Raw genomic sequence first — 24,536 nt, 5'->3', positions numbered from 1 at the left:
TGCTGGGTAAGTTGTCGGAATTATACTAAGCCATTTTTTTACAAAAATCAATGAGCGATTCATTTGAATTCATGTCGATTCAAGGAAAAAGGAGGCTGTCTTTTTTGAATAAAAGACTTTGGATCTTTCCCATACTCGTTATTTTTTCTATGATTGTAAAAATATCCTGGCATGCATTACCTTTTAGCGATACCAAATCGACAGCAACCACGAATCAGCAAGTATCGAGCCCGAGATATTCGGATTCGTTGCCTCAAGAAGAGATGGCTACTGAAACAACTCCAGCCATCGTCGAAGCTAAAAGGCTGGACAAATTTAATGCGTATGTAGAGTTTAGCAATGCTTTAAGCAATATGAATGTTCAACTAGAGAAATATGTGGATGAATTCGGGAAGAATAGACAACCTCGTATCGATAATCATTTTAGCTTTACCTTCGCTTCAATTTCAGATAATGATCTCGATAACCTGAAAGTCGGGTTTGCCTATGCTCATGCCACCCCCGCCTATCAATCAGTTGACGCTACGATCGAACAAATGCAACCAGTTGTGAATAATCTTACAAGTGTCATCAACAAAGCCCATACCTATTATGAAACGAAAGGTTATCTAGATGATCAATTTGCCAAGTGCAAGCAATACCATAGCGAATTGATTCAATCCATTGAAGTATATGAGGAATTATCAAGGAGTTATTTTAAAGAATTCAAAAAAGTAGAGAATGAGTTTCATTCACTCCAATTGCAAAAGTTCAAAGATGCAGGTTCAAATGCTCCATACTATGCTTTAAAATTTTTGATGGATGTGGAGAGCTTATCCGATGAACTTAGCAAACAAGGAATTACTGCCCAAAATATGCTTGCACTAAATATGGCCACATTCAAACCGAAATATGACCAGGTAGCGGAAGACCTTGATCATTTGCTAATGCTAGTGGATAAACCAGAAGAAGCGAGGAAAGCAGGATACGATCCGTATTCGTTAAAACGTTATGCTGACACTGCCAAGGATGTTAAGATCGCAGCAGCTTCCCTTATTGAAAGAGTTAATAAGAAGAAAGCAGTAGAAAGCTATGTTCTGGAAAGTAAGTTTTTTACCAAGCAAGAAAAAGGAATGCCTGAAAATTATAAAATGAAGGTAAAGGATGCTGTGGTTGCTTATAATCTCTTGCTTCGTAAATAATGAGTTGTAGTCATATTAAATCTCCTTCCCTTCGTTGGAGTACCGCCTTCAAAACGCAGTTAACTTAACTAGCCTTAATGGGTGACTTTACAGTATTCAATGTAGAGTTGCCCATTCTTTTTATTTCATCAAATACTAGATATCTATATTAATTTTATAGTATTCATAGTACAGTTCTATCTCGGATTTTGATTATTATGCAACATTAAATGGTCGTTTCACGAAAGATAAAATATCCACCTTAAAAGATGAAGAAGTCACTGTTCAGTGATAATAAAGTTTTAGACCAGAAGCCCTTATAGTACAAGGAGTCCCGGTCTTCAAAATCACGTGGTATTTGAAAATTAGTTTTAGACTCAACATTTGAATTAAGCAATCCATGGCTCTTTACTGAATAATAAAGTTTTAGAATGACTCATTGAACTATCGTATCCGTTAGTTCAATGCAACTACGGGTCGTTCGCGATCTTCAACGCAAGCGGCCTAGAATTGCCGGAGGGCTTGTTCGATGGCCCTCAGGAACGCAAAACGATCAAAATCAAGGGAAACGACAGATTGGATGAAGAAATGTTAACCCGTCTGCTCACGCAAGCATCCTCCGCTATCTAGCCTCGCCAGTAGCAGAATAAGCCCGTTGCCCCGTAAGGTACATTAGCTACAAGCAGTCTGTTTGATTTCACTTATATCGTGATATGTCTTCGTTCAATGCCAACTACTGCACCTCCAACCCGAACCTGGTTGATTTCACCGCTCTCGCTCAGGCGCAATCCTACCTTAATTTCAGAAGGACAATCCATCGAATACCCTTGCCTGAACATGACGTGCTCCACTTCCCGCAAAGATAGTTGGCCATGTTGGTACAAATAGCTGAGCAGGGCACCGTTGGATGTTCCTGTCGCGCTCTCCTCGGGAATATCGTACAGCGGCGCAAAATTCCGACATTCCGCAGCAGCATCGTCTGGAGTATCCATCGTGAACAGATGATATCCAACCACATCATATTTTTCGCTGATGGCGGTTATGGCGTCAAAATTTGGCTGAACTTCATTCAAGAGCTTCCTGCTGCGGATCGGGATCAAAATGTCCCGCAGCCCCGTCGAAACAATCTGGATGGGCAACCCGGTTTCCAGATCCTCGGCATCCATCCCCAAAGATGGGGCGATTTCCTCACAGGATATCCTTTCAAGAAATTGTGGTAAGGCTTGTGACAAATAAACAAGACCCTCAGAGCTAATATCGACATCCAAAATCCCTGCCTTGGTTTCTATCTTATAGGAGGTCCCTTCCTTTGCCAAACCCAGCGAATGCATTAGTCCAAATGCAGCAATCGTGGCATGTCCGCACAGATCAACTTCGCTGGCGGGGGTGAAATAGCGGATTTTGTAATCCGCAAGCAGGGATTTTTCCATAAAGGCCGTCTCCGAAAAGCCCAATTCCTTCGCTATAAGCTGCATTTCGGCAGCATACAGTGAAAGGCCACCCTCCAAGACAACGCCTGCTGGATTACCGCCACGCTCCCCTTTCGCAAACGCATTTAACGTATACACTTCCACATTCATGTTCCGCTCGTCCTCTCCTTATCTTCGAAAAACCGATGTGCGCAACCGCACGTCCCACTCGCTGCCATGAAACGGATGTCGGGGCTCCCGCGCAATTTAGAATCGTTCCGTTTACATAACATACGAATGATAACGATTCTTTAAGTCAATCTCTCCCGCTCCTTTCGACATTGCATTATGTTCACTCCAGACGGGCTCTCCCTGCCCTATCAGTCTCCATATACACCGTACCGTTACAACTGCAAGCAACACAGGTCTGGACGACAATTAGATCCGCCTTCCAGGAAAGCCCTGCCAATGCCGGATGCTGCGCATCAAGGTTGATCAGCATGGGCCAAGGGTCCATTATACCACGGACAGCTATACCGGCCGTCAACATCCGCACAGACCGGACTCTCTTGCTCTTTGAATCGGAACCGGTCTCGCTTGCATCCCGTTTCCTTACGTTTAATTTGAATACCCTCCCATTCCACACAATTCGTATCTATCCTGCCGGAAAATCTGTAGGTACAGCAAATTGTACCATTAATAAAGATAAATAAGGCAACTATATTTAGAACTACTCTGCCTGTTAGTTTAACGTGGCCACAGTCTAGAACTTTATTATCCAGTCTAATACTTTATTAATCAGTCTAAATCATTATTATCTTTGGACAGTCACCTTAACAGAGGAACAATTAAACTCACTAGGTTTTTACATTTCCACCACAAAATCCGAATAGCCTTATAAGATAACTAGACCAAATATAAAACTACTTTAAATACATGTAAACAATGTGACAACCATTGATTTAACAGTGATTGTCACATTGAAGTTAAGATAATCGGAAATTTACAACGTTAAGGAATTCTGAATACAAAAATAGCCGGTTTTCACCACTTTATAGGTGTAACCGGCTTTTATGCTATCCCTGGTTCAGCGGATGCAATGATTCTAAGGTGAGGTAGTTCCAGGTTTTAACTAACCTTACCCGTTTGTTCAGTCGCTCATTACTTTACTCTCGGTATCAGGAATGCTTTTTCTGATTTCTCAAAGCCAATACGTGGGTAATATTCCATCGCGGTAGGTGCAGAGAGTAAAAGTAGGGAAACCTCTTCACCTAAGTATTCTCGCAAACGCTTGATTAGTTCTGTCCCAATACCAGCCCTTTGATACTCCTTACATATTGCTAAATCAGATAGATAACAACAGTATGAAAAGTCGGTAATCGCTCTTGCAATGCCTATTAATTTATCATCATCCCAAGCAGAAATGTTGATATCGGCATTATCAATCATTCTTTGAATGCGATCAAGATCATCCACAGGACGTTTAATTCCAGAGCTTTTATAAACGTCCGAAACATCTTTGGCAAGAATTGAAGTATTAATTCTGTACTCTATTGTCATAAGCGCACCTCCTGTGTTAATTACGTTATCCAATCCTATACAAATTAATATCCTCGTTCCCGGTTTACTACCCCATTCAATGACTTCCCTTCACTATAGCATTTTAGATTCTCTACAAAAAAGTGACTTACGCTATCAATTGTACTCGGTCCCGACAAGTGAGAAGTTACATACACATTCGGAATCGACCAAAAAGCGTGTTCCTTTGACAGCGGTTCTTTCTCAAATACATCAAGAACGGCCGCTTGAAGGTGCCCTGATTGCATGACATCTGTTAAATCATCTTCGTTAATCAATGCTCCGCGGCCCACATTTATCAAGCAAGCATTCGGTTTCATGGCTATAAGAAGTTCCTTGTTAATGATATGACGCGTAGTATCTGTCAAGGGAAGGGTAAGCACCAAATAGTCGAGATCTTTCACAAATTCATTCCACTGATCTGAGCTAAAGTGGCAATCCACTAACGAAGCATTTGTGCCACTAAAACTTAGCCCATGCACATTCATGTCAAAGGCTCGAGCTTTACGAACAATCTCAGACCCGATGGATCCAAGACCAGCCACTCCCATCGTTTTACCCGCCAGAGTTTCAGAAATGAATGGGTCCCATTGCCTTTTGATCTGTGATTGCCTCATACGAGATCCGTTCTTCACTATATCCAACAGGAACATAAAAACATATTCAGATATATACGTTCCGAACTGATTGACAATTCGGGTAAGGATAATGTCCTGAGGGATGGAACCGTCTGAGACCAAGTCATCGACACCAGCTCCCTGCGACTGAAACCAGCGAACAGAGGAGGCAAGAGGCTGATGGAGTAGCTCCAGAGGGAACCTCCATCCCAAAACAACTTCCGTACCTGGCAAAAGCTTTATTGCCTCTTCTAATGTAGAAGCTGCTTGTACAGATTTAAACCCGTAACTGTTTATAGATTTAGTATAAGCTTCAGCTTTTGAATAATCTGGATTAAAGACGAGAATGTTAGGCTCAGTCATAGCTTTTCTCCTTTATATATATATTAACTCCTGCTATTGGAAAATCCCAGAACTTCATAATCCGTACCCTTAAAAGATACGGAAGCAATAAGTTGAATCTCAACAGATGAATTGCCTGGCAATGATGCAACACCTATTGCGGCTCGGCTCCCTACACCAGCACTACCTAATTCTTCGTATAGGTACTCAGATGCGAAATCTGCTAGGCTAGAATGTGCCTCAAATGTCTCTTCCGCATTAATGTAAACGGTAAGCGAAACGATCTGTTCCAGCTTTTCGTGTTCAGTAAGTAAATTCCTAGCAGCAGTAAGTGCATTGGTAACCGCTTGAATACTTGCTTGTTTATAGGTATCAACCGGCTTTTCAGCACTAACTTTTCCACTTTGAATCAGAACGCCATTTGTCCTAGGTGTCATTCCCGCAGTATAAATCATGTTTCCAACCCGTGAGGCAGGAACATACTTCCCCTGCGGAATAAGATTATTTTTTTCTCTTGATGTGCTCATTTTCGATACAGCTCCACTACTTTAGTGACACGGTCAATTGCAGCAACTGCAGCTGCATGATCTTGTGAAAAGTTGATTCGAAAACTATCAGTAAACTGTGTACCAAATTCTATACCAGGTGTTACTGTCACATCGGCTTGTAGGCGAAGAATTTTCACAAATTCTTCTAATGTAACATCTAATTCAGGAATTCTTGGGAATAGATAGCTACCTGCCTCTGTAGGTCGCACTTCAAAGCCCTCAACAGCGCGCAACTTTGCAAGCAAATCATCACGGATTGCTTGGTGCTTCGCTATCCGTTCAGTCATCCATCCTTCTGGTTCGGCAAACCAGGATCTCAATACAGCTTGGCTATATCCCCCTGCACGGAGAGACACAATTGCCTGCAGCTTTTCCATACGTTCAATAATTTTTGCGGATCCAAACGCTACACCTAGCCGGTACCCACTAAGCGACTCTGTTTTTGATGGCCCCATGATGGTCATTACATTTTCGGGATCTACAATATTCTGTGCACATAAGTGCGTATAAGTCCGTCCCTCAAAAATCTGACGGGAGTAAAGTTGATCGACGATGACTGTGACTCCGTACTGTTGGGCAAGTTGTGCAATCCCTCGTATTTCATCAGGTGAATAGATTACGCCCGTAGGATTATTGGGATTAGAGAACAAAAAGACTTTAACACCGACTTTAAAAGCATCCTCCAGCTGAGTTAAATCCAACCCTGCGCAAATGTGTGTGTTGAAATATTCCATCTGGATTGGAACGACAACGCCCTCAAAGAATTCGACTAATTTTCGATTGGCAAAATAGTCTGGCGCTACAATGGCAACCTTGTCACCTCTGGAAATCGTAGATCCCATAGCCAGGAAAAGTGCCCCTTGTGTTCCTGGAGAGATGATCAAATTCTGGTCTGCGTTAATCGTTGAACCCGTGAAATTAGCAAGCTTTTGGGCGGCGTCCTCCCGGATGTTTTGACTTCCACGATACTCGGTATAGGCCTGCTTTCCTCCGAGATGAACCCCTTCGACGAAGACATCTAAAGAGCCTGGAGTTGGCTTAAAAGCGTCAACATCCCCGTGTGAAAAGTCAACCGGCGTGCCCGAAATTTTCTCACCGCGCAGACTCACTTCATTTGTGTTTTGGCGAACTTCTTGTCCAGGTGCAAATTCAGAACCAAGTTTTAAAAATTTTCCTTCCAGTAAATTCATTTGCAGTTCCTCTTTCCTCTCCCAAGACAATTAGAATTGTATTCAATAGACAACTCTTTTTATTCCGATTCCAATCCTTGTTATTTAATGATTTCTCCATAGCTCAATGATAAGTGCTTCTTACGCTTTAACTCAAATATCAAAAAGTTTATAATGATATATAATTTTCTTTATACTGATGAAAGCAAATGGAGAATTGTATATAAAAATACTTAGTATCCAACATTGGTACGCATTTGCTTAAACATTTTGGGTTTTGGTTTTCCTCTCACAATCCTTTATCTAGAAATTTATAGTCTATTTAATATAAACATTATGATAAATCGCTAGCAAATACGAGGGGCGACTTTTATGCTAAAAAATATGGGTTATGTTTATGCGGTTCATTTGAATAAAAGTTTTTCTAAGGCGGCTGAGGAACTATATATTTCCCAACCAGCACTTAGTGCAGCAATAAAAAAGATAGAAGACGAAATTGGACTTCCTATTTTTGATAGGAGTAGTAACCCAATACAATTAACACCAGCAGGCGAATACTATATTGAATCAGTTGAGAAAATAATGAAAATAGAAAATGAAATGAGAACACATTTCAATAGTTTTCTTGGAAATAACCGGGGAACGATAAATGTTGGGGGTGCTTCCTTCTTTTGTGCTTATATTCTGCCAACAATAGTGCAAGAGTTTAAGACGGAGTATCCAGATAATACGGTAAATATCCTTGAGGCAAATGCAGATGATTTGGTGAAATGTCTACGGTCTGGAATTGTTGATATTATTTTGGATGTTGAAAAAAGAGATGCAAAAATCTTTGATTCTTTTGTGTGGGCAGAAGAAGAGATTGTACTAGCGGTTCCGACAGCTTATGAAGTGAACAATAAGTTAGAAAAGTTTCGTTTGACTTTTGAGGATGTGGGTAGTGGACAATATTTGAATCAAAAGGTTCCTAAGGTGAATCTGAAAGAATTTGAAAATGAAAATTTTCTATTATTGAAAAAAGGAAATGATTTGTACCAGAGAGGCTTAAAAATGTGCAGAAAGGCAGGCTTTACTCCCAAAATATCCATGTATCTTGATCAGTTGCTGACCGCCTATTATATTGCTTCCAATGGAAAAGGCATTACTTTCGTGCGTTCTGGAGTTACTCGTTACTTAGAAGCAACAGATAAATTGTTCTTTTACAAAATTGATGATGAAAATTCATATCGAAATATTATGCTGTATTATAAAAAGTCGCACCCACTTTCGAAAGTCGGTTTGGATTTTATTAATTTTTTGAATAAAAAAAAGCCCGTTGTTATTTAAGTCTACGGGATACTCGTAAGCTTTCAAATTCTATTTGTATTCGTTACTCTTTTCCCAACTACGTCAATTGCAGGATAGGGGTTTAATACAGGGATGGCTCTTCGCATATGTTTTCCGCGTTTAACTTAACTAATCATTATGGGTGACTCTACAGTATTCACTGTAACGTCACCCATTCTTTTTTATTTCTTCAAATACCAGACATTCTACTTTTTGGCGCATATTAGAATGAGAAACCTAGTTCATTGGGCTTCCTCATCGGCCGAGGGACCGTAGATGCCCGGCATCGGAATATCAAGAAGCCGCAAGTATACCCCGAGCTGCGCCCGGTGATGGACCATGTGGCTTAATCCGAAGGTACGTAGTGCGATCGCACGCGGTTCGCGGAAAATGATATGGTCGCCGTGGCGCAGCGTCCATTCCTCACCGAGCGTTTTCTCGTCGCATTCAGCGAGCAACCTTTCAAACTTGCCGACATTCGAGTCGAACTCCGCCAGAACGTCAGCTCGTCTTTCCAAAGCCTCCCGCCACAGCGGCACGGTCGAGAGATCGATTTCCGGGTACTGAAAAATAGCAATTTGCCAGTTCATGCATTGCGTCGCCAACGATCAGTTGTTTGACCATAATTTCCTCTCCTCCTTATGATTTATCATACAATTAATTCCAGTAGAGTGGAAAACTCTTTGGTTAACCGACTATGATATTGCGTTATTCTGCCTGAGAGCTGAATAACGGCATGCCTTCTCACTCCAGCATCAACCATTTTTTCCTTTAGGTATTTCTATAAATGCATCCTAGTGAATCGATTAATCGATAAGCAGTTTGCTAGCGGTACCCCTTGATTATTTTAGCAAACCCTTTTTCTTGAAAATACCGATCATAATGATCACAAGTAAAATCATAACGCCCCAGGCAATAAAATACCCATATTTCCAATGAAGTTCAGGAATGTATTCGAAATTCATTCCATATACGCCGACGATAAAGGTCAATGGCATAAAAATGATTGAAATAACGGTAAGAAGTAGTACGGTATCATTTGTTTTCAATGTTAGTTCGTTTGTTTTTTGGTTCAGAATGGAATTCACATTTTCAAGAATATCTGCTGATGTGTCACGGTCATCTGCAAGTTTTTCGGAGAGTTTTAACAGATGATCATAGACCACCATGAAGTGAAGTTTTTTTTCGTCATTCAGTTCAAGGCGTTCTGAATTCACAATTCGGTACAGAAGATCACGCATTGGATTCACTACACGTCTCATTTTGAGGATATCAGAACGAATGTCATAAACTGCATCAATGATGTGGCTGGAGGCATTTTTCACGGACATGTTCTCAATCTCGCCAAGTCTATCTTCAATCTTTAAGAGAGGCGGAAATAAGTCATCCACCATCGAATCGATAATCAGATAAGCAATGTACATGGTACTCGTGGTCGTATTATGCCGATCAACCAGCTTGTTCATTGCTCTTGTAATCGTCTCGTTTTTCTCCTTGTGAAACGTAACGATAAATTCGGTTGAGAGAAACATATCAACTTCTTCTGGCTCCAAATTATCACCTTTAAGCGAATGGAGTACGAAGAAGTTGTATTTCCCATAAAAATCAACTTTAGGTCTCGTTACGTGATGTTGACAATCCTCTACCGCTAATTTGTGAAACGAAAACTTTTCGGACAGAAGTTTTATTTCATCATCAGTCGGTCTATCTAAATCAACCCAATACCAATTGAACTTTTCATGAGGTACGTCTGATATGGAAAGACCGTTGATGATTTCCCCATCAATGGTCATAGCTAGAATTTGGATCATATTAATTCCACCTTATCTGTATTCGGCTTTACTTAGTAACATTTTTCAACGTTTTATTATTCTATCTAATTATTGCGGTGGAAATATGTATGTGATGTAAAATGTGCTCATAAAAAAACCTCATTTCATAGGAATGAGGGAAAACAATTCATTTAAATATGAATTAACGTTATGGGATGATTACCTTTGAATGGCATCTTTATCCCTTGCTATGTTTTAGATCTCCTAATCCTCCAGAATTCAGTAGCATATGCTACCACAAACGCTAATAGTTCGAGCACCCACAGCTCAGGGGAAGACATTTACATAACACAAGGTAAAGCACCTGATCCGATAAGACTTAAGCTGCGATACTTCGGAAACCTAACTGTTAGTATTGTGACAATTAACATTATTAAAAGAATGATAAAAGGAAATTGTTTCATACTCGTCCCCCCTTAACGATCAAAATATCAATGGATCCATTCCCAAATGTTAATGTCCTTCTTTTGCTCTCTTAATCTCCAACCACTTTTCTTATAATACTCATTCATTGTTGAATGAATTGGACATGACACCTGTATCGGATAATCCCCCAAAATCTGAAGCATCCTATCCATTACCTGCTGTTTTCGATGACTAGGGCGAATTGCAAACTGATATAGTGAGATAGTTTGATCGGACTTTCGAGGATAAAAGCGCAATGCACCGACAATTTGATTATGATCTATAGCAACAATCACTTGTCTTCTACGGACAGCAGCTCTTGCTCCGTCAGGACAGTAAAATTCCATGTTAGAAATGCCGTCATTATTCTCTTGAATGTTGTCCTTAAAGAAGAAAGCGACATCATCGGATAGAAATGGATCTGCGAATGTTATTTTCATCATTAGCCCCTGTTCAATTAATTCCCATTTTATTCTTTCACCGCTTGTTTATCCCATAAAAACTTGTCATAGAAATCTATAAAGGCCTTGATTCTTATCAGTCAATATAACTAGATGATCGTGATCATGACCGCCATACTTGAGAAAATAGCTAGCACCTTGTATTTGCATTTCATCAACTAACATCTAAATTACCTTTTAAATTTAGATGGATTTTCTACATAACTCCCAACAACATAGCCACAATTTAAGCAAATGTTATGAATGATGGGTGATCCAATTAAATAGAACTTATTTATAGGTGTTACTGCTGCATCCCCAGCCTGCTTTCCCTTGCCTATCTCATTGCCACCGCACTTAGGACATTGAATCTCCGTATTCATCTTTATGCCACCTTCAAATAGTATTTTCATCGTAATTAAATCCCAATTTGGTATACTTATTCTTCATTCAATCAGTTAATAATCTTATCATTTAGTCAATTTCAGTGATAATGTTCTGATTGAGTTTTCTTATAGCGACATAAATCGTTATAATCCCAACGATAATTAGTATTCCGAATAACAAGTCAATGTCTCTCACTATCCCTTTCCAATTCAAAACGATTATTTTATCGCAATTTTTGTTCTAAATACATACCTTTGTTCTCCATGCTATATTGAATCCACTTAACGATTTCTTTTTTGCTAAAATACTTCTTCCCTTTGATATCGATATATGGGAGAAATTCATATTCAATCTCATCCAAAATTATACATTAATTCATTTAAAATCTAGAATGGATTTTTGTATTGACGATATTACATAAAAAGCCACTCAATGGAGTGACTTAGGAAACTTTGTTTAAACGCTCTTTAATTACTTCAACATCATTCAGTTTGTTATTAATCCTATCCAGCAATTCAATGATCTGAGCAAATCCTAAAAGAAAGCCAAAAGCAATAATTCCTTCTACCCACCATGTCAAAACAATCGTCCAAACAAATTTCGAATCTGAAACTGTAGAATACGTAGCTGGTATCTCAACATTACCGTATATTATTCCGGCAATAAAACTACAAAATAAAGTTAACCCGGCAATTCTACTAACCATTCGCGCAACTGAATTGATATACTCCGACACTATTTACACCCCCTCCTATTTATTAAACTTTCGGCATAAGTGAATTTTTCCTTTAAATACAATTCACTACATTTTTTACTCTATATAACATCCTCTTTTATAGCTGCAGCGTTACTTCGATATCATCAAAAAAAAATCCCCCATTCAGTCCTTAATGGAGGAAATCAATAAATTTGAAAACCAGTTGCATAGATTTTTTAATGAATCTTCAACCCTTGATAACACAACATTTAACTAATCTTCGCCTCAATCCGAAGCTTGTCCGCTACCATCGCAATAAACTCGGAGTTCGTTGGCTTCGCCTTGGAGTTGGATATGGTGTAACCAAACAGACAAATTCAGTACTATCAAGGGTTATAAAATTGTCAGAATTATTCCTTCAACTGATTTCTGAAAGATATTTATCGGTTTCCCTTTTGGATATTAGTTGGCTAATTCGTTGTGACTACTAAATTATACCATATATAAAAATGGGGGCAAATGTAAAAAAAACATCAGGTTTCGATCCGACAGGCTTGGATACGCATTTAAACTCAGGTTTATCTTGAACCTCTGTTTCTCGTTCAAAACGAAACTCCTTACTCCTTACAGTACAACTCACCAAATGAATCCAAGTGCTCTGAGCAAAGGATATGTATAATCCATTAAAAATCAACTCCAGTTCTTTTTCTAATTTTTGAGTAATGGGTATCGGTTTTTCCTACTCCCTATACAGGAAGGACTCGGTGATTTGCCGACCCTTTGTCGTTATATAAGATAATGGGCAATTGTCCAATGACCTCACGTTTCGTTACTTTATTCGAAGGTAAGCTAATCTTTTAGCAGACCTATAACCTTGTGTCGTGTTTTTCGCCAGACATGGCGAATCACCATATTTGAATTTTCACGGCTAAACTTTCGGCCCTGTGAACATAATTTTCCATTTTCTAACTCCGATTCAAATTTGAATTTGGGGTGATTTGCCGATCCCACTAAGTGATTACTTCGTGTTTCACGTCCCCCTAACTATTTGTTAGTCCATGTCAGAAGGGGGTGAACAAAACGTTACTCCCTTTGCCGCATTACACGATTCAGCAAAATTGCAGACTCCTACATTTTGGAGGACAGTATAAATTTGGACGCTCCTGCATCTTGAAGGAGGGTCACAAGTGGTCACTAACCTTCTTTTGTCCCTGACATGTCTGTGCTTTTTCCGATGGATTATATGTATCATTGGCATTTAGTCCACTTTCCGCTGAGTAAACGGAAACTTCATTAGGTGATGGATTGATTGACTTAATTTTAATCAGTATGCGTTCTTGATTGGTCATTTGTGATTCCTCCTTTATTTCACAAAAAAAACCTACCCCATGAAGAGTAGATTTAACAGATAATTTATTTAATTAATAGAAATATCTTCAACGGTATAAGAATTGTCTCCTGTTTTCTTTATTTTCACTGTAAAATTAGAACGTATTTTTGCACCAAATGAATTTTCAGCATCGACATAAGATTTAACAACAAAGGTATTTATTCCTACCTCTTTAATGTCCTCGTTTAAATAACTAAATGGAAAATCAGCAGTTGAAGGCGTTTTAAGTTTATCTTTCACCGCTTCTATAGAGGCAGTCCATGCAAATGCCTTATTATCTTCACTGGGTTCAACTGAATATGAATCACTTTTTGTTTTACTATCCGATTCACTTAATATTTTTTTAACAGATTCATCTAGTCTTAGTTGTTCCGCTGAAGGTCTGTAAGGTTCTTCATTTGGAATTTCCATCTCATAAACATAATCATTTGTTCTTGTAGAATCAAAATTTAACATTGAATATGTGTTGTTACCGTTTTTAAATGATACACCTTTAAAAGAACATATTTGTTTTTCTCCACAGAAAAAATCACCTCCACCTAATGAATTACTCTCTTTCTTTAATATTTTTATGCCACTTAATAATGCATAATATTTATCATCTTTCGATAGTTCCTCAAATTTACTATTTGCATTTACCACAACAGTGAAATAATGAAATGTATATTCTTTCATGTTGCTAGTGCCAGTGTCTACAATTTCTATATCACCACTTAGATATGGTTTAATAATGTCACTATTCATAAATGCTGACCTAAATCTCTCCAACCCACTTTTATCAAGGCTTGAACAACCTAACACAGAAGTTATAACAAAAGAATAAAAACAAAAGAATAAAAATTTTTTAATCACTTAAATATCCCCCCTTTATTGATTTACAGGAGAATTTTACCATATCATTCTATCTATTTGTATGATTTTAGCGAATTATGTAACATGTGGTCGTGAGATCATTCCCCTCTAACAAAGAAAAAACTGCCTCAAAGGGCAGTCATGGTATCCTTACCTTAAATTCCTGGTATTTTTTTGATATTTCAGAGGATAATTTATCAGTTGTTTGATTAAATGATGTTAATGAACCTTTTGGCGACTCTGCAAGAGATGTGAATTCAGTAAATACTCCAAATAGCTCAACAGTAATATCATAAGCTATTTTATATTCATTGGGTGGGTGATTTAACTTATTCAATTCCTTTGCAATTAACTCTTTATTACTTGTAATGTATTTTATTTTATTACTAAATTCCTCCTGTTGTAATTGTATCGCTTTATTAAAATCGAAAGCCAAATTTCCACCTATTGTAATTACACCTCGATCAATGACTTCGCTCCATACATCTGAATATTTATTATTAACGTCTTCTGCTCTAGCAGAGATATCCATAATTCGAGAAACAACTGCTTTTAAGTCAGATGCGTACTTTTGTTTAGCTTCCTCTAATTTTAGCGTCTCTTGTGTTTGAGTGTATTGATAATACCAAACGCCACCACTACAGATTAAAATTACAATTAGTATGGAACACATTACAATTAACTTTTTCATATTTCTTTTAGGTTTTTCAGTTTCTGCATCCGATAAGATTTTTTGGTTACTAATACTCATATCATTTAGGAATTTATTCTGACTTTCATTCACTTCATTATCAGTCTCAATCTGGCATCCACACTTATTACAAAATTGACTATCATCTGGTAAACTGTTTCCGCAATTTCTACAAATCATAAAAATCCTCCTATACTTTTATAGGACGATTTTACCATACCACCAGAACTATTTGTATAATTTTGGAGAAACCCCAAATTGTAGTATGGTTTTTACCACGGGTGTGTACATTCTATATCGTCTCTCTCAATAACCTACCTAGAAGCCTAGATGTGTTCTCCACCCTATAAGAATGTACATTCCTCTCAGGGATGTAAATATCCCCCGACCTCTCCATTCAATTCATGCAAACAAAAAGCCCATTGAACTAGACAATGGACTCATACTCCTTGACAATTTTATAGAATGTATTCTTCTTTAAATAAAGTTTCCCCATAAACTCAACTGCAGTAATTTCATCATTTTTCCACGCTGGATATAATTTTTCTAATATACTCGTCTGTTCTTTACTCAATGCGTCTAGGTTCATCTGTGGTCTACCTAAATGCTTTCCTTCTTTCTTGGCTATTGCTATACCTTCCGCTTGTCGCTGCCTAATCTTCTGGCGTTCCTGGTCAGCTACATATGAGAGTAACGATAAGAATTGATCTTCCATCAATTTACCCATGTCACCCATACTTTTGAACTTACGACTATCGAATAACGTTTCGTTCTCCAACACTACAATATCAGCGTTTAAATCCCTTGTGATATGCTTCCATTCTCTAATGATACCGTCATAATCCCTTCCAAGACGGTCAAGAGCATCAATGTAGATTAAATCACCTTCACGTATGACGCATTTCATAGCGTTGTATTGTGGTCTGTCAAAGTCCTTACCTGATTGCTTATCAATGAATATGAATCTGTCGTCAATGCCTAACTCATTCATCTTATGTAACTGTCGTTCTATGTTCTGTCCGATACTTGATACACGTACATAACCGATATTAGCCATAATCCGCTTCACCCTTACCATTTAATACCACTATTATATTAAAAGTGTTTGTAAAGGTAAATGATATTTTATAAACGTTTGTAATATGTTTTCTTAACTTTTATAAACGTGATTTAATGGTAGATTCATATACGTCCTAAAAGTATACCTTTATAAACTATGAGTCATTCATTTTGGATGGAATAATTTCCAATGACGATACCTACAAAACACCCTATACTTAACTCCAGTATTTAATAATGGGAAGTTGGGGGATGAGATGTTTGAATGGATAATCACGTCCTTGTTAGAGTTCTTTGGGTATATCTTTATTGAACTAATTTTCAAGGGCATATTGATGGTCATCTATGGCACGTATAAAGGTATTGTATGGTTTTGTAGAACAATCTATAGATGGTTATTAAAAGCATCAATTGGTGAGTAGGAAAAAATCAATAGTGTATAGCAATTGAACCAGTATTCCTTTTATGGTTAGATACTCAACGGAAAATTCCGTTCAGTGGATTTCAATCTGTTATCAAAGTGCAGAGTATATTCTTGAGAAGCAGCAGCACAGGTTCATCTTGCACCATCGTCTAAATTTCATGCTGTAACGATTCTACTCTTCATTCTCACATCGTACAAGCCCTTAGGTATCAAGGTTTCATAGTTACATAAGTATGAAACCACACCCATATTTAGGTATCGAAAATGTTATCGTGGCAGTTATCGTGAAAACCCTTATATATCAAGGCTTACAGCCATTTAATACAAAATGACAGAAAAGAGACACTCTTTAAAAATCTAGCAAAATCAAGGATTATTACATGCTATAATAATTCAAAAATCGTATCGTGAAATAACATTATTAATTGGATAGATGTGATTTAATGCTTTAATTTATTAAAATAATATGAGGTCACTAATTATATGTTTGAATAGTTGTTAATTAGCTCAAATCTCTGACTCTCTTATGTACTTGAAAATTGTTTAATGACTATTCAGGAAATAAGTTGACCAAATTCCAAGTTGAATTAATTACATGTGACTCCAGTACTACAATTTTTATAAGTCCATTTACATTCTTTGGGGGTTTGATAATGCCATCAGTAAAGATATGTGTCGTAATCTGTATTGGCAAAGTGTATTTGGTATTTTGGCTCAAACTTCCAATATTACGATTAATCAATTCTTTACGTAGCATTAAATCAACACTTATTAAAAATTCATAAGTCTCCCCACGCCATTCTTCTGGAAAGTTTTTAATCATTTGAAAAATAGATGCATAGATCCAAATTAATATCTGGCTTTCCTCATCTGGATAAGACATTAGTAATTTACCAGTATTTAGTAACCCAATTCCAGTACCATTGAAAGCATCTCTTCTGAACCCTTTTTTTTCGATTTCTTTTACCCGATAATCTATTGTATTCTTTTCCCACCAATCAATAATTGTACAGTCATCAAATAAAAAAACGCTTTTATCAACCTTTTTTTCGACTATCGTAGGAAGGATACCTTCATAAATTTCCCATAACTTTAATATGTTAGCCCAATCAACTTTTATTGATGATTGCATGATATACCCCCTCAAATTACCTACTCAATTTAATTGAAAACTGATGTTACTACGCTTTTGATCTTTAATGAATAGAACTATTACAAGAAGCAGAAAGAATGATACGGTAATTACGCTGCCTTCAATCCCGTATACTCCTCCATTTATCAAAGGGTCTTGAGCAAACACCGTTTTGAACAAGATTGTTTTATCTCTCCATATTCCTAATACACCCGAGATAAAATTCCATGCAAAATGAAAACCGAATGATAGCCAAATTGCTCCAGTTTTTTCTCTCATGTAAGCATATAAAAATCCAGCTAAGAACAATGTAGATATTGAATACACGTTGATGCCCAATCTTATAAAGTGGAATGAAGCAAATAGTCCAGAGCTAACAATATAAGAAGTAGCTACCCCAAAATGGTGCTTAATAAATCCATAAAGATACCCTCTTACAAATATTTCTTCTCCAAGTGCACCTAATACACAAAATAATGTCCATTCATATAGTGCCCCTTTATCAAAAATGATACCTACAATCTTATGTCCACCAATGAGATAGACGATTGTAAATACAAACGCTATGGAAATAGAACCTGAAAAAATACCTTTTAGCAAGTCAAATATCAGTGCATCGTGTTTTAAACCTAATGACCAATGTTTCCGATCAGTCAGGTTAAAGATAACCATGCTTGCTAAAATCAAAAATATTGGTGTACTATACTCACCTAAATTCATTCCAAACCAGGAGAATAACCACATACCAACAAAAAACAAGAAACATCTGGCGATTAATTCACAAAGAAACCTTATCATCTTACTTCCTTTCTGATTATCATTGATTCTATTGTTTTAAATCTTCAATTCATTGGATATTGGTATTCACTAACAATCTCTTCTGTAATTGGGTTATGAATTGTACGTGAAAGTAACGTTAAATCATTGTGGTAAGATAGAGCCTCAAAATTCACTCTATTACCATCTTTATCAAGTACACTCAATTGATAAAAGAAATTAATGAGATGATTTTCCCTTTTAAGATGATTCTTAACGTGGTTCATTATTAATTCAGGAGAATACAATTCTTGAGTTAGTTCTAAATTTGGTGGATTTACATAATCAGCTTCATCCGCATCAATGTATTCCTCAAACAAACCTGTAATTGCAGATATTACATACTTCATAATTCAACTCCTGTCTGATGAAAACCATCTTATATCTAAAAATCAGTTGTTATCGAAATATCATCAACATAGTAGTTATCGATTTTTATTCCGACTTTTTGCAGATTGTCTTGTGCTAATTCATAGATCTTCTCTAGTAAGTCATCTCTAGATAGTAAGCTAATATCTTCATTGATCTGTACGGTTGTATTAACAGCCACATTAGTTTCATGGATTGACAGGTAAAATACTACATGGTATTGCTTCACAAAATTCCCTCACAGTTTTAAAAGTCTCTTAAATATCTTCTTTCATCTAAAACGAACTTTAATGTTCAACGATAATCCAATAATCCTTTTCTTCAGATGCCTTATAAAGACCTCCAGTTAACTCAACAGTTCTTCCCTTTGTGAGACTAACGAGTTCTTTACTTATCCATGAGAAATCATCTGTCATTTCCTCAAATTCAGCTTCTTGAATAAAGCAGAGATAATGTTTCCATTTAGCACCTTTTGGTTCTTGCTCTATGTAACGGAATACTTTTTTAACATCTTTTTGAAACGTGGTATCAATTGTAGAATTTTTGTATTTAAGCTCAAATAGCGCTACTGGTTCACTGGTTCCTCTGTTGTTAAAGACAATTGCCAAGTCAACTTTTTTACCTAAATAACTATATTCCGCATAGATGGACAGATTATTTTCTTCCAAAAACTGCTCCCCAATTTTTCTTCTCAAATGATAATACATGCTGCATTGAAATGAACCTTCAAGTCTTAATCTATCCTTTTTGTAGTCATCTCTAATGTCATTTATCCAGATATCTTTAACTATCGAGTGAATTATAGAGTAAATCTCCGATGAAACATTCTCTACCATTCAAATTCTCCTTTCCTCAAAACATTCTACCTACATATTTCAAAATTTATAAACGATACCTTATCCAATATTATACATTAGATTATCTAGAACCTAGACAAGAATTCTAAATATAATGAGAAGTGAATGTTATCCCGCTTCATTACAATCCTTCTGAAAACGAAATAATGCGTTTTCAGTATTTCTATTTTTCATAAAAAAAAAAAAACACACTCAACGAAGTTTTCCACTGAGTAACTAAAAAGGTAAGACGAAATTTGGTACTACCTGCGTCAAATTTACCGCACCTTATTAAATTCCGAATAAAAACACAATTTAATTGCCTGTATTACATAATTTATTAATAATTCACTCGCCGACACGTTCTAGATTTGTTACTTACTCATAACTAAAGGATCTATTATCGATAATTAGATTGAAATTCTTAGTTACCAATTCAAATGAACCCATTATCTTTTCAAGTTTTTGTTTTTTAGTTAATACTGCCATCGTTTCACATCCTTTCAGACAATACTAAAAAAGGCGACCAATTCAATGATCACCTTTATACAGTGCGTATTTGATTAAATCTTATAAATAGGCTATTATTTCGCCTGTTCTCTCTTTAATGATACACAGCAGAGTTTCATCTCTAATTAACTTAATCTTTGGTCGCTTTTTTGGAGTTAATCCTTTAAATTGATGCCTCAATCTTTCTTCAAAGTTTCTTAAGTTTGTTATTAATGTGTCTGCCTTTCGCACTTGTTGAATCCCTATTTTTGCTGTAGTAAGTCCACCATTTATTGGAAAGTAAACATCGCCATCAATCTCAGTCAATGTTAAACTTCCACTATTTCGTGCATCAATTATTTCTTTTTCAGACAAAATTGGTCTTATCGACTTTACTTCAGGAAGTCTATATGGTTCAAGCAGAAACGACCAGTTTCTCTTTACTATTCTCAGTAACTCTTTATAACCCCATAAATGTTTCTGCTTATGTGGTAATACTTGTATAAAATACACTTCCCTACCTGATAGCATGAAAAATAATAGATAGTCAGATCTGTTATAAAAATAACTTTTTTCATTATCTTTTTGAGTTTCTAGATGTAAATGGTGTATACCCCAATCTACTAATAGACCATCAGATTTTTCAATATTAAAGATACCTTTACTTAGATGTGGATTAACCTCTTGACCAGTCTCAAATTTATGTTTAATGAAATCATATGCTTGCTTAAAAGGTATAGGTAAATTTTTAATATTAAGGTCGTGAGAAATTTTAACTTTTCTAGGAAATGGTACTACCAATTTTGACTTTAAGTTTAAATAGCAAGTCAATAAATTGTCTACTTCTTGGTCTCTTGGGATATTTATCTCATATTGCTTGAAAATATCAATTAAAACTTCTTTTAAATCCCCTAGCAAGTCCATAACTCACCTCCTATGTATTAGGAATTATAACAAATTTTTATGAATTTCCCCCTATTAAGATGGACATATTTTTCTTAGGACAATAAGTAAATGTCACTTCGATTCAGAAAACGAGTGTTAAATTTCCAAATCGTCATCCTCTTCCTCTAGTTCATGTTGAACATTAGCGTATGCTGCTTTAGCACCTGATGTTCTTCACTTGTTCAAGAGCGTCATAAATATTCATTACTGCACCGCCTTTAATGCCAGAAAATCTTTTTCTTCATATCGCTGTAACATGGAATCTAATCTTTCTTCATTGTGAACCAGTTTTTCAATGATAATTTGTAAATCTGTTTTGATTTCTTTATGCTCATCAAATACAACGCCCATTTCCTCTCCTAATTTTCTAAGGCGGATATTGTTTTCTCTCAATTCAATGTTTATTTGTTCAATACTTTTGATCGCTTCCCGTAATTCATTTTTCATAAGTATAGCCTCCAGTTTTAATAGTTTTAGGTAATTCCATTTCCAAGTATTCCTATCAGATATTAATTCAGTGTGTACGTTTTTACACACAATAAGTATTATTATTAACTCGTAAAACAGAGGACAGTTAATAGACGCTAAGGTTTAACTATATACTTCTTAACATTCATATATAAATAAATACTAAACATACAACTATTAAACCTATTTAACCAACATTCACCAATTGATTGAATTGTCTACGTGGCATTAACTTCTTCAATTGACTATCATCATAAAAATATCTGAGTACATTTGATAATGGTAAAGTTTCATACATTAACATTTGATTAGTTTCAACATTTTCAGATTCATTTTTCAATGTCATCCGGTATAAATTTGGCTTATGATTACCACCTTTTACTTTTCGATCACGTTCAACAATTTCAATCACTTCAAGTTCTGCAAGTTTACCAATCTGTGTATGTAAAGTTTTTCTAACTAATCCAGTTGCTTTTTCCATCATTTCAAAGGTCATAAAAAATACGCCTTTCTCGTTTGAGTGGCGTTTGCTATGTATCAATAATGTATAGGCAAGTAATTTCTGATTTTTATCTGGACAGCTATGTATGATAGAGTCAATTTCAGCAAATGAAACTGTCAAATCCCTTTTTACTGAAGAAAGTTTATAATCATTCTTAAAGGCATAATAGATAACTTCATCTATATTATCGAGGCAATCCTTCAATGTTGAATCATATGTTTTAGTGTCCTGTTTTTGCATCCAAACATACATAATTTGTTTACATTCGTAAGGTTCTAGGCCAGTTTCTTTTAGATAAGTCGCAATTAAACAGGTTGCTTTGTTTCTACTCCCTTTTCCCTTCAATCCATTTTGTAAGTAATCAATTGCCATACTTGCGCTATATTCTTCGGTCTGTTCATATTGTGGCAATGGCTTATGTTGTGCGATTGCGTCCTCTGTTTTGACAAATGTTTCTCTGTCAATGTTATCTCTCTTATTCTCATTAATAATATCTAAGACAGCATAAGAATTAATTTTCTTAATGGTCATTAGATATTTTCCGCTTTGTTTCTTGGTCATTACTTTTAATCCAGTTTCAACTAAACAAAATCCGCAATACTTCTTTGACTTCTGGTGTTTACCCAAAGGTAATTTTATTCCTTGCTTGTCAGTCGGTCTAAATTCTACCTTATTGCCATCATAAAAGTATTGGCGAATATCCGCTTCATCAATAATAAAATTATAGAATTTTTGACCGTGATCTATTGAAATCAAATCATCAAAAAATAAGTCTATATGATACCCTTTGTTGCCACTATAACTTATGTAAAAATCACTCAATCCAAAATCGGAAAGAGTGTTCGCAATCTTATATGTGATCCATCTAGCCATTTGCTTATTATGAAAATCCACGTCAAATGTAATGAACTTACTTTTGATTACTCCCCCAAATGTTCCTATAGTAAATTTAGCCTCTAAATGCTGCTCTAAATGCCAATCGGTTAAAGGTTTCGTTTTCTTTCCTTCTTTACTGGCATGTCCAGCTTGGCATGTTATGTATTGCTTTGGATATTGAATTAAGTATTTTTTTCGTTGGATAATATATAGATCGCTCAATTGTTTAATTAAAGTTTTTGTTTCAATAAGTATCATCTCCCTAGGTCTTGAAAGAAATAAGCGTAATCATTCAACTACGCTCTTTTTTGCTGTTCTCTCATTTCTCTGTAATCGTTTAAACCTTGTGACAACTCTTCCGTCTGAGGAAATAACCAAAAATGTCGTCCATCCTTTGGATTGATAGCGTTTGTGATGAATGGGATTCCTTTAATATGCTTTAGGTAACTTGCCACTGATCCGTTATAGCAAAAAAAGTATTTTTTCATTTTCAAATCTCTCCTTCATTAAAAGGAGACTGCCCTAAGGCAATCCCCCTGTAATTTAAGCTGTAATTAATTTTGAGCAGACATAATAATTCGGGCTTGTGATAGCCAAACTGAATAAATCATTTATGCTGTTCTTATTCATGTAGCTAAACGTGCCTCCGAATGTATCAAATCTACACTTCTCTATAACCTCTTCTTTTGGTAAAGATAAATCCAACCTTGGAAACAACGCTTGTATCATCTCTATCTCAATATCTGTATGTAATTTGCCATCTATCACATTAATATGATCACTTAATCCATATGTCTTCTGTACGCTTGTATATGGCTCTGTATGGCGTACTAGCACATCTACAATATGATCTAACCCTAACATCTCTTGATACCAAATATGGCTCTTATAAACGTCTGTATGTGTTGGATATGATGTGTATCCTTTATATGACGAATCAACTGCCCAGAGAAAAACCTTTTGCTCATACGTTAGTTCTTCGTGACCAGGAATCAAAAGTAAATCCCACGCATCGTAAAGCGATAAAATAAGCATGAGTGTTGACATTCCATATTTGGCGTAATACTTTTTATAAGTCTGTACGCTGTTTGGATTGGCTGAATTAGGATTAACTCTGTCGTTAGCATTGAAGCGGGTTTGATGGTTGCAGAATGTTCGTAAATCTTTATATTCTACCGCACAATCAACGCCAATCAATTGATCTCCCTTGTATGCTGTACCAAAGTTATAAAGGGTTTTAAAATCAAAAAATGCCCCAACCTCACAGCCGAAAAGGGCTTTGAGGATAGCGCATGAGAAAAGAGAGTCTATATCATTTGTAAGGATGAGTTTATCATTGCTTGAAACTGAATGTATCCATTGCGGAAACAATTGTTTGAATTCTTGCTTCATAAACATGGCATGAAAGACACTAATTGCCATGTGTACTACGATTATTTTTCTCTATCTATTATGCAAATTGCTCTTTGACATTTTTAAATCGTTGGACTACCGAATCGCTAAAACATTTCCTCCCAAATACGCCTAGCATGTCCTGTTAATAAGTACACACTAGGCAATTATCACGTTTTACCTCTCACACCTTACACCTCCATTTGTTTTTGTTTACTTTTCTAATTCAGGTCGATTCGCTGACCAGTAATTTTTGCATTTCCCGATGGCGCTGCAACGAAATTTTTACCTAATGTATAGCGAGAACCGTCAGCGTTAATAATTGTAAACTCTTTGCCAAATATATATTTTGTTCCGCTTGGATGGGTATGTTCAAGGTCACCCG

Annotated in this window: 25 protein-coding genes and 2 pseudogenes; 2 read left to right on the top strand and 25 right to left on the bottom strand. The window is 36.3% G+C overall.

Going from position 1 to position 24,536, the window contains the following annotated elements:
• Positions 1 to 104 precede the first annotated feature (104 nt).
• The gene (locus tag ACQCN2_RS03665) at positions 105 to 1,181 is read left to right on the top strand and encodes a DUF3829 domain-containing protein (RefSeq protein ID WP_426927545.1); all 1,077 of its coding nucleotides are present in this window, start codon (positions 105 to 107) and stop codon (positions 1,179 to 1,181) included.
• Positions 1,182 to 1,861: 680 nt separating this feature from the next.
• On the opposite strand, the gene ACQCN2_RS03660 is transcribed toward ACQCN2_RS03665, so the two are convergent.
• The 6 genes from ACQCN2_RS03660 to ACQCN2_RS03635 form a co-directional block, all read right to left on the bottom strand.
• Complete coding sequence (locus tag ACQCN2_RS03660; RefSeq protein ID WP_317957021.1) at positions 1,862 to 2,740, bottom strand: PhzF family phenazine biosynthesis protein; 879 nt, start codon at positions 2,738 to 2,740, stop codon at positions 1,862 to 1,864.
• A gap of 181 nt (positions 2,741 to 2,921) precedes the next feature.
• Positions 2,922 to 3,125 (bottom strand): hypothetical protein, encoded by a 204-nt coding sequence (locus ACQCN2_RS03655; protein ID WP_426927544.1) that lies wholly within the window; start codon positions 3,123 to 3,125, stop codon positions 2,922 to 2,924.
• Positions 3,126 to 3,730: 605 nt separating this feature from the next.
• Positions 3,731 to 4,129, bottom strand: coding sequence for a GNAT family N-acetyltransferase (locus tag ACQCN2_RS03650; protein ID WP_426927543.1), 399 nt, complete (start codon positions 4,127 to 4,129; stop codon positions 3,731 to 3,733).
• A gap of 44 nt (positions 4,130 to 4,173) precedes the next feature.
• Positions 4,174 to 5,127, bottom strand: a complete 954-nt coding sequence (locus tag ACQCN2_RS03645; protein ID WP_426927542.1) for a D-2-hydroxyacid dehydrogenase — start codon at positions 5,125 to 5,127, stop codon at positions 4,174 to 4,176.
• A 23-nt stretch (positions 5,128 to 5,150) separates the two neighbouring features.
• Positions 5,151 to 5,633 (bottom strand): RidA family protein, encoded by a 483-nt coding sequence (locus ACQCN2_RS03640; RefSeq protein WP_426927541.1) that lies wholly within the window; start codon positions 5,631 to 5,633, stop codon positions 5,151 to 5,153.
• Positions 5,630 to 6,844 (bottom strand): pyridoxal phosphate-dependent aminotransferase, encoded by a 1,215-nt coding sequence (locus ACQCN2_RS03635; RefSeq protein WP_426927540.1) that lies wholly within the window; start codon positions 6,842 to 6,844, stop codon positions 5,630 to 5,632. Before ACQCN2_RS03635 ends, ACQCN2_RS03640 begins: the two co-directional genes overlap by 4 nt.
• 351 nt (positions 6,845 to 7,195) lie before the next feature.
• Between ACQCN2_RS03635 and ACQCN2_RS03630 the strand changes: the two genes are divergently transcribed.
• A complete protein-coding gene (locus tag ACQCN2_RS03630) occupies positions 7,196 to 8,149 on the top strand; it encodes a LysR family transcriptional regulator (RefSeq protein WP_426927539.1) in 954 nt (317 codons plus the stop codon).
• 242 nt (positions 8,150 to 8,391) lie between these two features.
• Here the strand turns inward: ACQCN2_RS03630 and ACQCN2_RS03625 are convergent.
• The 19 genes and pseudogenes from ACQCN2_RS03625 to ACQCN2_RS03535 all read right to left on the bottom strand — a co-directional run.
• Positions 8,392 to 8,739, bottom strand: a pseudogene (locus ACQCN2_RS03625) (DinB family protein); the annotation flags it as partial.
• Positions 8,740 to 8,991: 252 nt separating this feature from the next.
• A complete protein-coding gene (gene corA / locus ACQCN2_RS03620) occupies positions 8,992 to 9,960 on the bottom strand; it encodes a magnesium/cobalt transporter CorA (protein WP_426927538.1) in 969 nt (322 codons plus the stop codon).
• A 452-nt stretch (positions 9,961 to 10,412) separates the two neighbouring features.
• Positions 10,413 to 10,826, bottom strand: a complete 414-nt coding sequence (locus ACQCN2_RS03615) for a GNAT family N-acetyltransferase (RefSeq protein WP_426927537.1) — start codon at positions 10,824 to 10,826, stop codon at positions 10,413 to 10,415.
• A 191-nt stretch (positions 10,827 to 11,017) separates the two neighbouring features.
• Positions 11,018 to 11,209, bottom strand: a complete 192-nt coding sequence (locus ACQCN2_RS03610) for a transcription initiation factor TFIIIB (RefSeq protein ID WP_426927536.1) — start codon at positions 11,207 to 11,209, stop codon at positions 11,018 to 11,020.
• Between the two features lie 446 nt (positions 11,210 to 11,655).
• Positions 11,656 to 11,949 (bottom strand): hypothetical protein, encoded by a 294-nt coding sequence (locus tag ACQCN2_RS03605; protein ID WP_426927535.1) that lies wholly within the window; start codon positions 11,947 to 11,949, stop codon positions 11,656 to 11,658.
• 230 nt (positions 11,950 to 12,179) lie between these two features.
• Positions 12,180 to 12,281: pseudogene (locus tag ACQCN2_RS03600) on the bottom strand (sporulation initiation factor Spo0A C-terminal domain-containing protein); the annotation flags it as partial.
• A gap of 810 nt (positions 12,282 to 13,091) precedes the next feature.
• Positions 13,092 to 13,259 (bottom strand): hypothetical protein, encoded by a 168-nt coding sequence (locus ACQCN2_RS03595; protein WP_426927534.1) that lies wholly within the window; start codon positions 13,257 to 13,259, stop codon positions 13,092 to 13,094.
• A 68-nt stretch (positions 13,260 to 13,327) separates the two neighbouring features.
• Complete coding sequence (locus ACQCN2_RS03590; protein ID WP_426927533.1) at positions 13,328 to 14,152, bottom strand: hypothetical protein; 825 nt, start codon at positions 14,150 to 14,152, stop codon at positions 13,328 to 13,330.
• Between the two features lie 139 nt (positions 14,153 to 14,291).
• Positions 14,292 to 15,023, bottom strand: coding sequence for a zinc-ribbon domain-containing protein (locus ACQCN2_RS03585; protein ID WP_426927532.1), 732 nt, complete (start codon positions 15,021 to 15,023; stop codon positions 14,292 to 14,294).
• A 247-nt stretch (positions 15,024 to 15,270) separates the two neighbouring features.
• A complete protein-coding gene (locus ACQCN2_RS03580) occupies positions 15,271 to 15,900 on the bottom strand; it encodes a recombinase family protein (RefSeq protein WP_426927531.1) in 630 nt (209 codons plus the stop codon).
• Between the two features lie 976 nt (positions 15,901 to 16,876).
• A complete protein-coding gene (locus ACQCN2_RS03575) occupies positions 16,877 to 17,458 on the bottom strand; it encodes a hypothetical protein (protein WP_426927530.1) in 582 nt (193 codons plus the stop codon).
• A 24-nt stretch (positions 17,459 to 17,482) separates the two neighbouring features.
• Positions 17,483 to 18,256, bottom strand: a complete 774-nt coding sequence (locus ACQCN2_RS03570; RefSeq protein ID WP_426927529.1) for a CPBP family intramembrane glutamic endopeptidase — start codon at positions 18,254 to 18,256, stop codon at positions 17,483 to 17,485.
• A gap of 44 nt (positions 18,257 to 18,300) precedes the next feature.
• The gene (locus tag ACQCN2_RS03565; protein ID WP_426927528.1) at positions 18,301 to 18,624 is read right to left on the bottom strand and encodes a hypothetical protein; all 324 of its coding nucleotides are present in this window, start codon (positions 18,622 to 18,624) and stop codon (positions 18,301 to 18,303) included.
• A gap of 306 nt (positions 18,625 to 18,930) precedes the next feature.
• Positions 18,931 to 19,479 carry a hypothetical protein gene (locus ACQCN2_RS03560; RefSeq protein WP_426927527.1) on the bottom strand — a complete coding sequence of 183 codons (549 nt, stop codon included), beginning with the start codon at positions 19,477 to 19,479 and terminating at the stop codon, positions 18,931 to 18,933.
• Between the two features lie 570 nt (positions 19,480 to 20,049).
• Entirely contained in the window at positions 20,050 to 20,892 is an 843-nt protein-coding gene (locus ACQCN2_RS03555; protein WP_426927526.1) for a hypothetical protein, read from the bottom strand.
• A gap of 225 nt (positions 20,893 to 21,117) precedes the next feature.
• Positions 21,118 to 21,360 carry a hypothetical protein gene (locus tag ACQCN2_RS03550; RefSeq protein ID WP_426927525.1) on the bottom strand — a complete coding sequence of 81 codons (243 nt, stop codon included), beginning with the start codon at positions 21,358 to 21,360 and terminating at the stop codon, positions 21,118 to 21,120.
• Between the two features lie 208 nt (positions 21,361 to 21,568).
• Positions 21,569 to 23,017 carry a TOTE conflict system archaeo-eukaryotic primase domain-containing protein gene (locus tag ACQCN2_RS03545; protein ID WP_426927524.1) on the bottom strand — a complete coding sequence of 483 codons (1,449 nt, stop codon included), beginning with the start codon at positions 23,015 to 23,017 and terminating at the stop codon, positions 21,569 to 21,571.
• 38 nt (positions 23,018 to 23,055) lie between these two features.
• A complete protein-coding gene (locus tag ACQCN2_RS03540) occupies positions 23,056 to 23,247 on the bottom strand; it encodes a hypothetical protein (protein ID WP_426927523.1) in 192 nt (63 codons plus the stop codon).
• Positions 23,248 to 23,302: 55 nt separating this feature from the next.
• Entirely contained in the window at positions 23,303 to 24,157 is an 855-nt protein-coding gene (locus ACQCN2_RS03535) for a hypothetical protein (protein ID WP_426927522.1), read from the bottom strand.
• Between the last annotated feature and the right edge of the window lie 379 nt (positions 24,158 to 24,536).

This window comes from Brevibacillus ginsengisoli, from assembly GCF_050113715.1.
Lineage (GTDB): Bacteria > Bacillota > Bacilli > Brevibacillales > Brevibacillaceae > Brevibacillus_H > Brevibacillus_H ginsengisoli.
The sequence above is the reverse complement of the archived record's forward strand: the minus strand, read 5'-3'. Positions and strand labels throughout refer to the sequence as shown.

Bases quoted from the DNA above. Each gene is read 5' to 3' on its own strand.
- ACQCN2_RS03640 (WP_426927541.1), bottom strand. From the start codon at position 5,633: ATGAGCACATCAAGAGAAAAAAATAATCTTATTCCGCAGGGGAAGTAT.
- ACQCN2_RS03560 (WP_426927527.1), bottom strand. From the start codon at position 19,479: ATGGTAGAGAATGTTTCATCGGAGATTTACTCTATAATTCACTCGATA.
- ACQCN2_RS03565 (WP_426927528.1), bottom strand. From the start codon at position 18,624: ATGAAGTATGTAATATCTGCAATTACAGGTTTGTTTGAGGAATACATT.
- corA (WP_426927538.1), bottom strand. From the start codon at position 9,960: ATGATCCAAATTCTAGCTATGACCATTGATGGGGAAATCATCAACGGT.
- ACQCN2_RS03575 (WP_426927530.1), bottom strand. From the start codon at position 17,458: ATGCAATCATCAATAAAAGTTGATTGGGCTAACATATTAAAGTTATGG.
- ACQCN2_RS03630 (WP_426927539.1), top strand. From the start codon at position 7,196: ATGCTAAAAAATATGGGTTATGTTTATGCGGTTCATTTGAATAAAAGT.
- ACQCN2_RS03660 (WP_317957021.1), bottom strand. From the start codon at position 2,740: ATGAATGTGGAAGTGTATACGTTAAATGCGTTTGCGAAAGGGGAGCGT.
- ACQCN2_RS03555 (WP_426927526.1), bottom strand. From the start codon at position 20,892: ATGGACTTGCTAGGGGATTTAAAAGAAGTTTTAATTGATATTTTCAAG.
- ACQCN2_RS03545 (WP_426927524.1), bottom strand. From the start codon at position 23,017: ATGATACTTATTGAAACAAAAACTTTAATTAAACAATTGAGCGATCTA.
- ACQCN2_RS03580 (WP_426927531.1), bottom strand. From the start codon at position 15,900: ATGGCTAATATCGGTTATGTACGTGTATCAAGTATCGGACAGAACATA.
- ACQCN2_RS03570 (WP_426927529.1), bottom strand. From the start codon at position 18,256: ATGATAAGGTTTCTTTGTGAATTAATCGCCAGATGTTTCTTGTTTTTT.
- ACQCN2_RS03635 (WP_426927540.1), bottom strand. From the start codon at position 6,844: ATGAATTTACTGGAAGGAAAATTTTTAAAACTTGGTTCTGAATTTGCA.
- ACQCN2_RS03650 (WP_426927543.1), bottom strand. From the start codon at position 4,129: ATGACAATAGAGTACAGAATTAATACTTCAATTCTTGCCAAAGATGTT.
- ACQCN2_RS03615 (WP_426927537.1), bottom strand. From the start codon at position 10,826: ATGAAAATAACATTCGCAGATCCATTTCTATCCGATGATGTCGCTTTC.
- ACQCN2_RS03585 (WP_426927532.1), bottom strand. From the start codon at position 15,023: ATGATTTGTAGAAATTGCGGAAACAGTTTACCAGATGATAGTCAATTT.
- ACQCN2_RS03540 (WP_426927523.1), bottom strand. From the start codon at position 23,247: ATGAAAAAATACTTTTTTTGCTATAACGGATCAGTGGCAAGTTACCTA.
- ACQCN2_RS03610 (WP_426927536.1), bottom strand. From the start codon at position 11,209: ATGAATACGGAGATTCAATGTCCTAAGTGCGGTGGCAATGAGATAGGC.
- ACQCN2_RS03550 (WP_426927525.1), bottom strand. From the start codon at position 21,360: ATGAAAAATGAATTACGGGAAGCGATCAAAAGTATTGAACAAATAAAC.
- ACQCN2_RS03645 (WP_426927542.1), bottom strand. From the start codon at position 5,127: ATGACTGAGCCTAACATTCTCGTCTTTAATCCAGATTATTCAAAAGCT.
- ACQCN2_RS03595 (WP_426927534.1), bottom strand. From the start codon at position 13,259: ATGACCAATCAAGAACGCATACTGATTAAAATTAAGTCAATCAATCCA.
- ACQCN2_RS03535 (WP_426927522.1), bottom strand. From the start codon at position 24,157: ATGTTTATGAAGCAAGAATTCAAACAATTGTTTCCGCAATGGATACAT.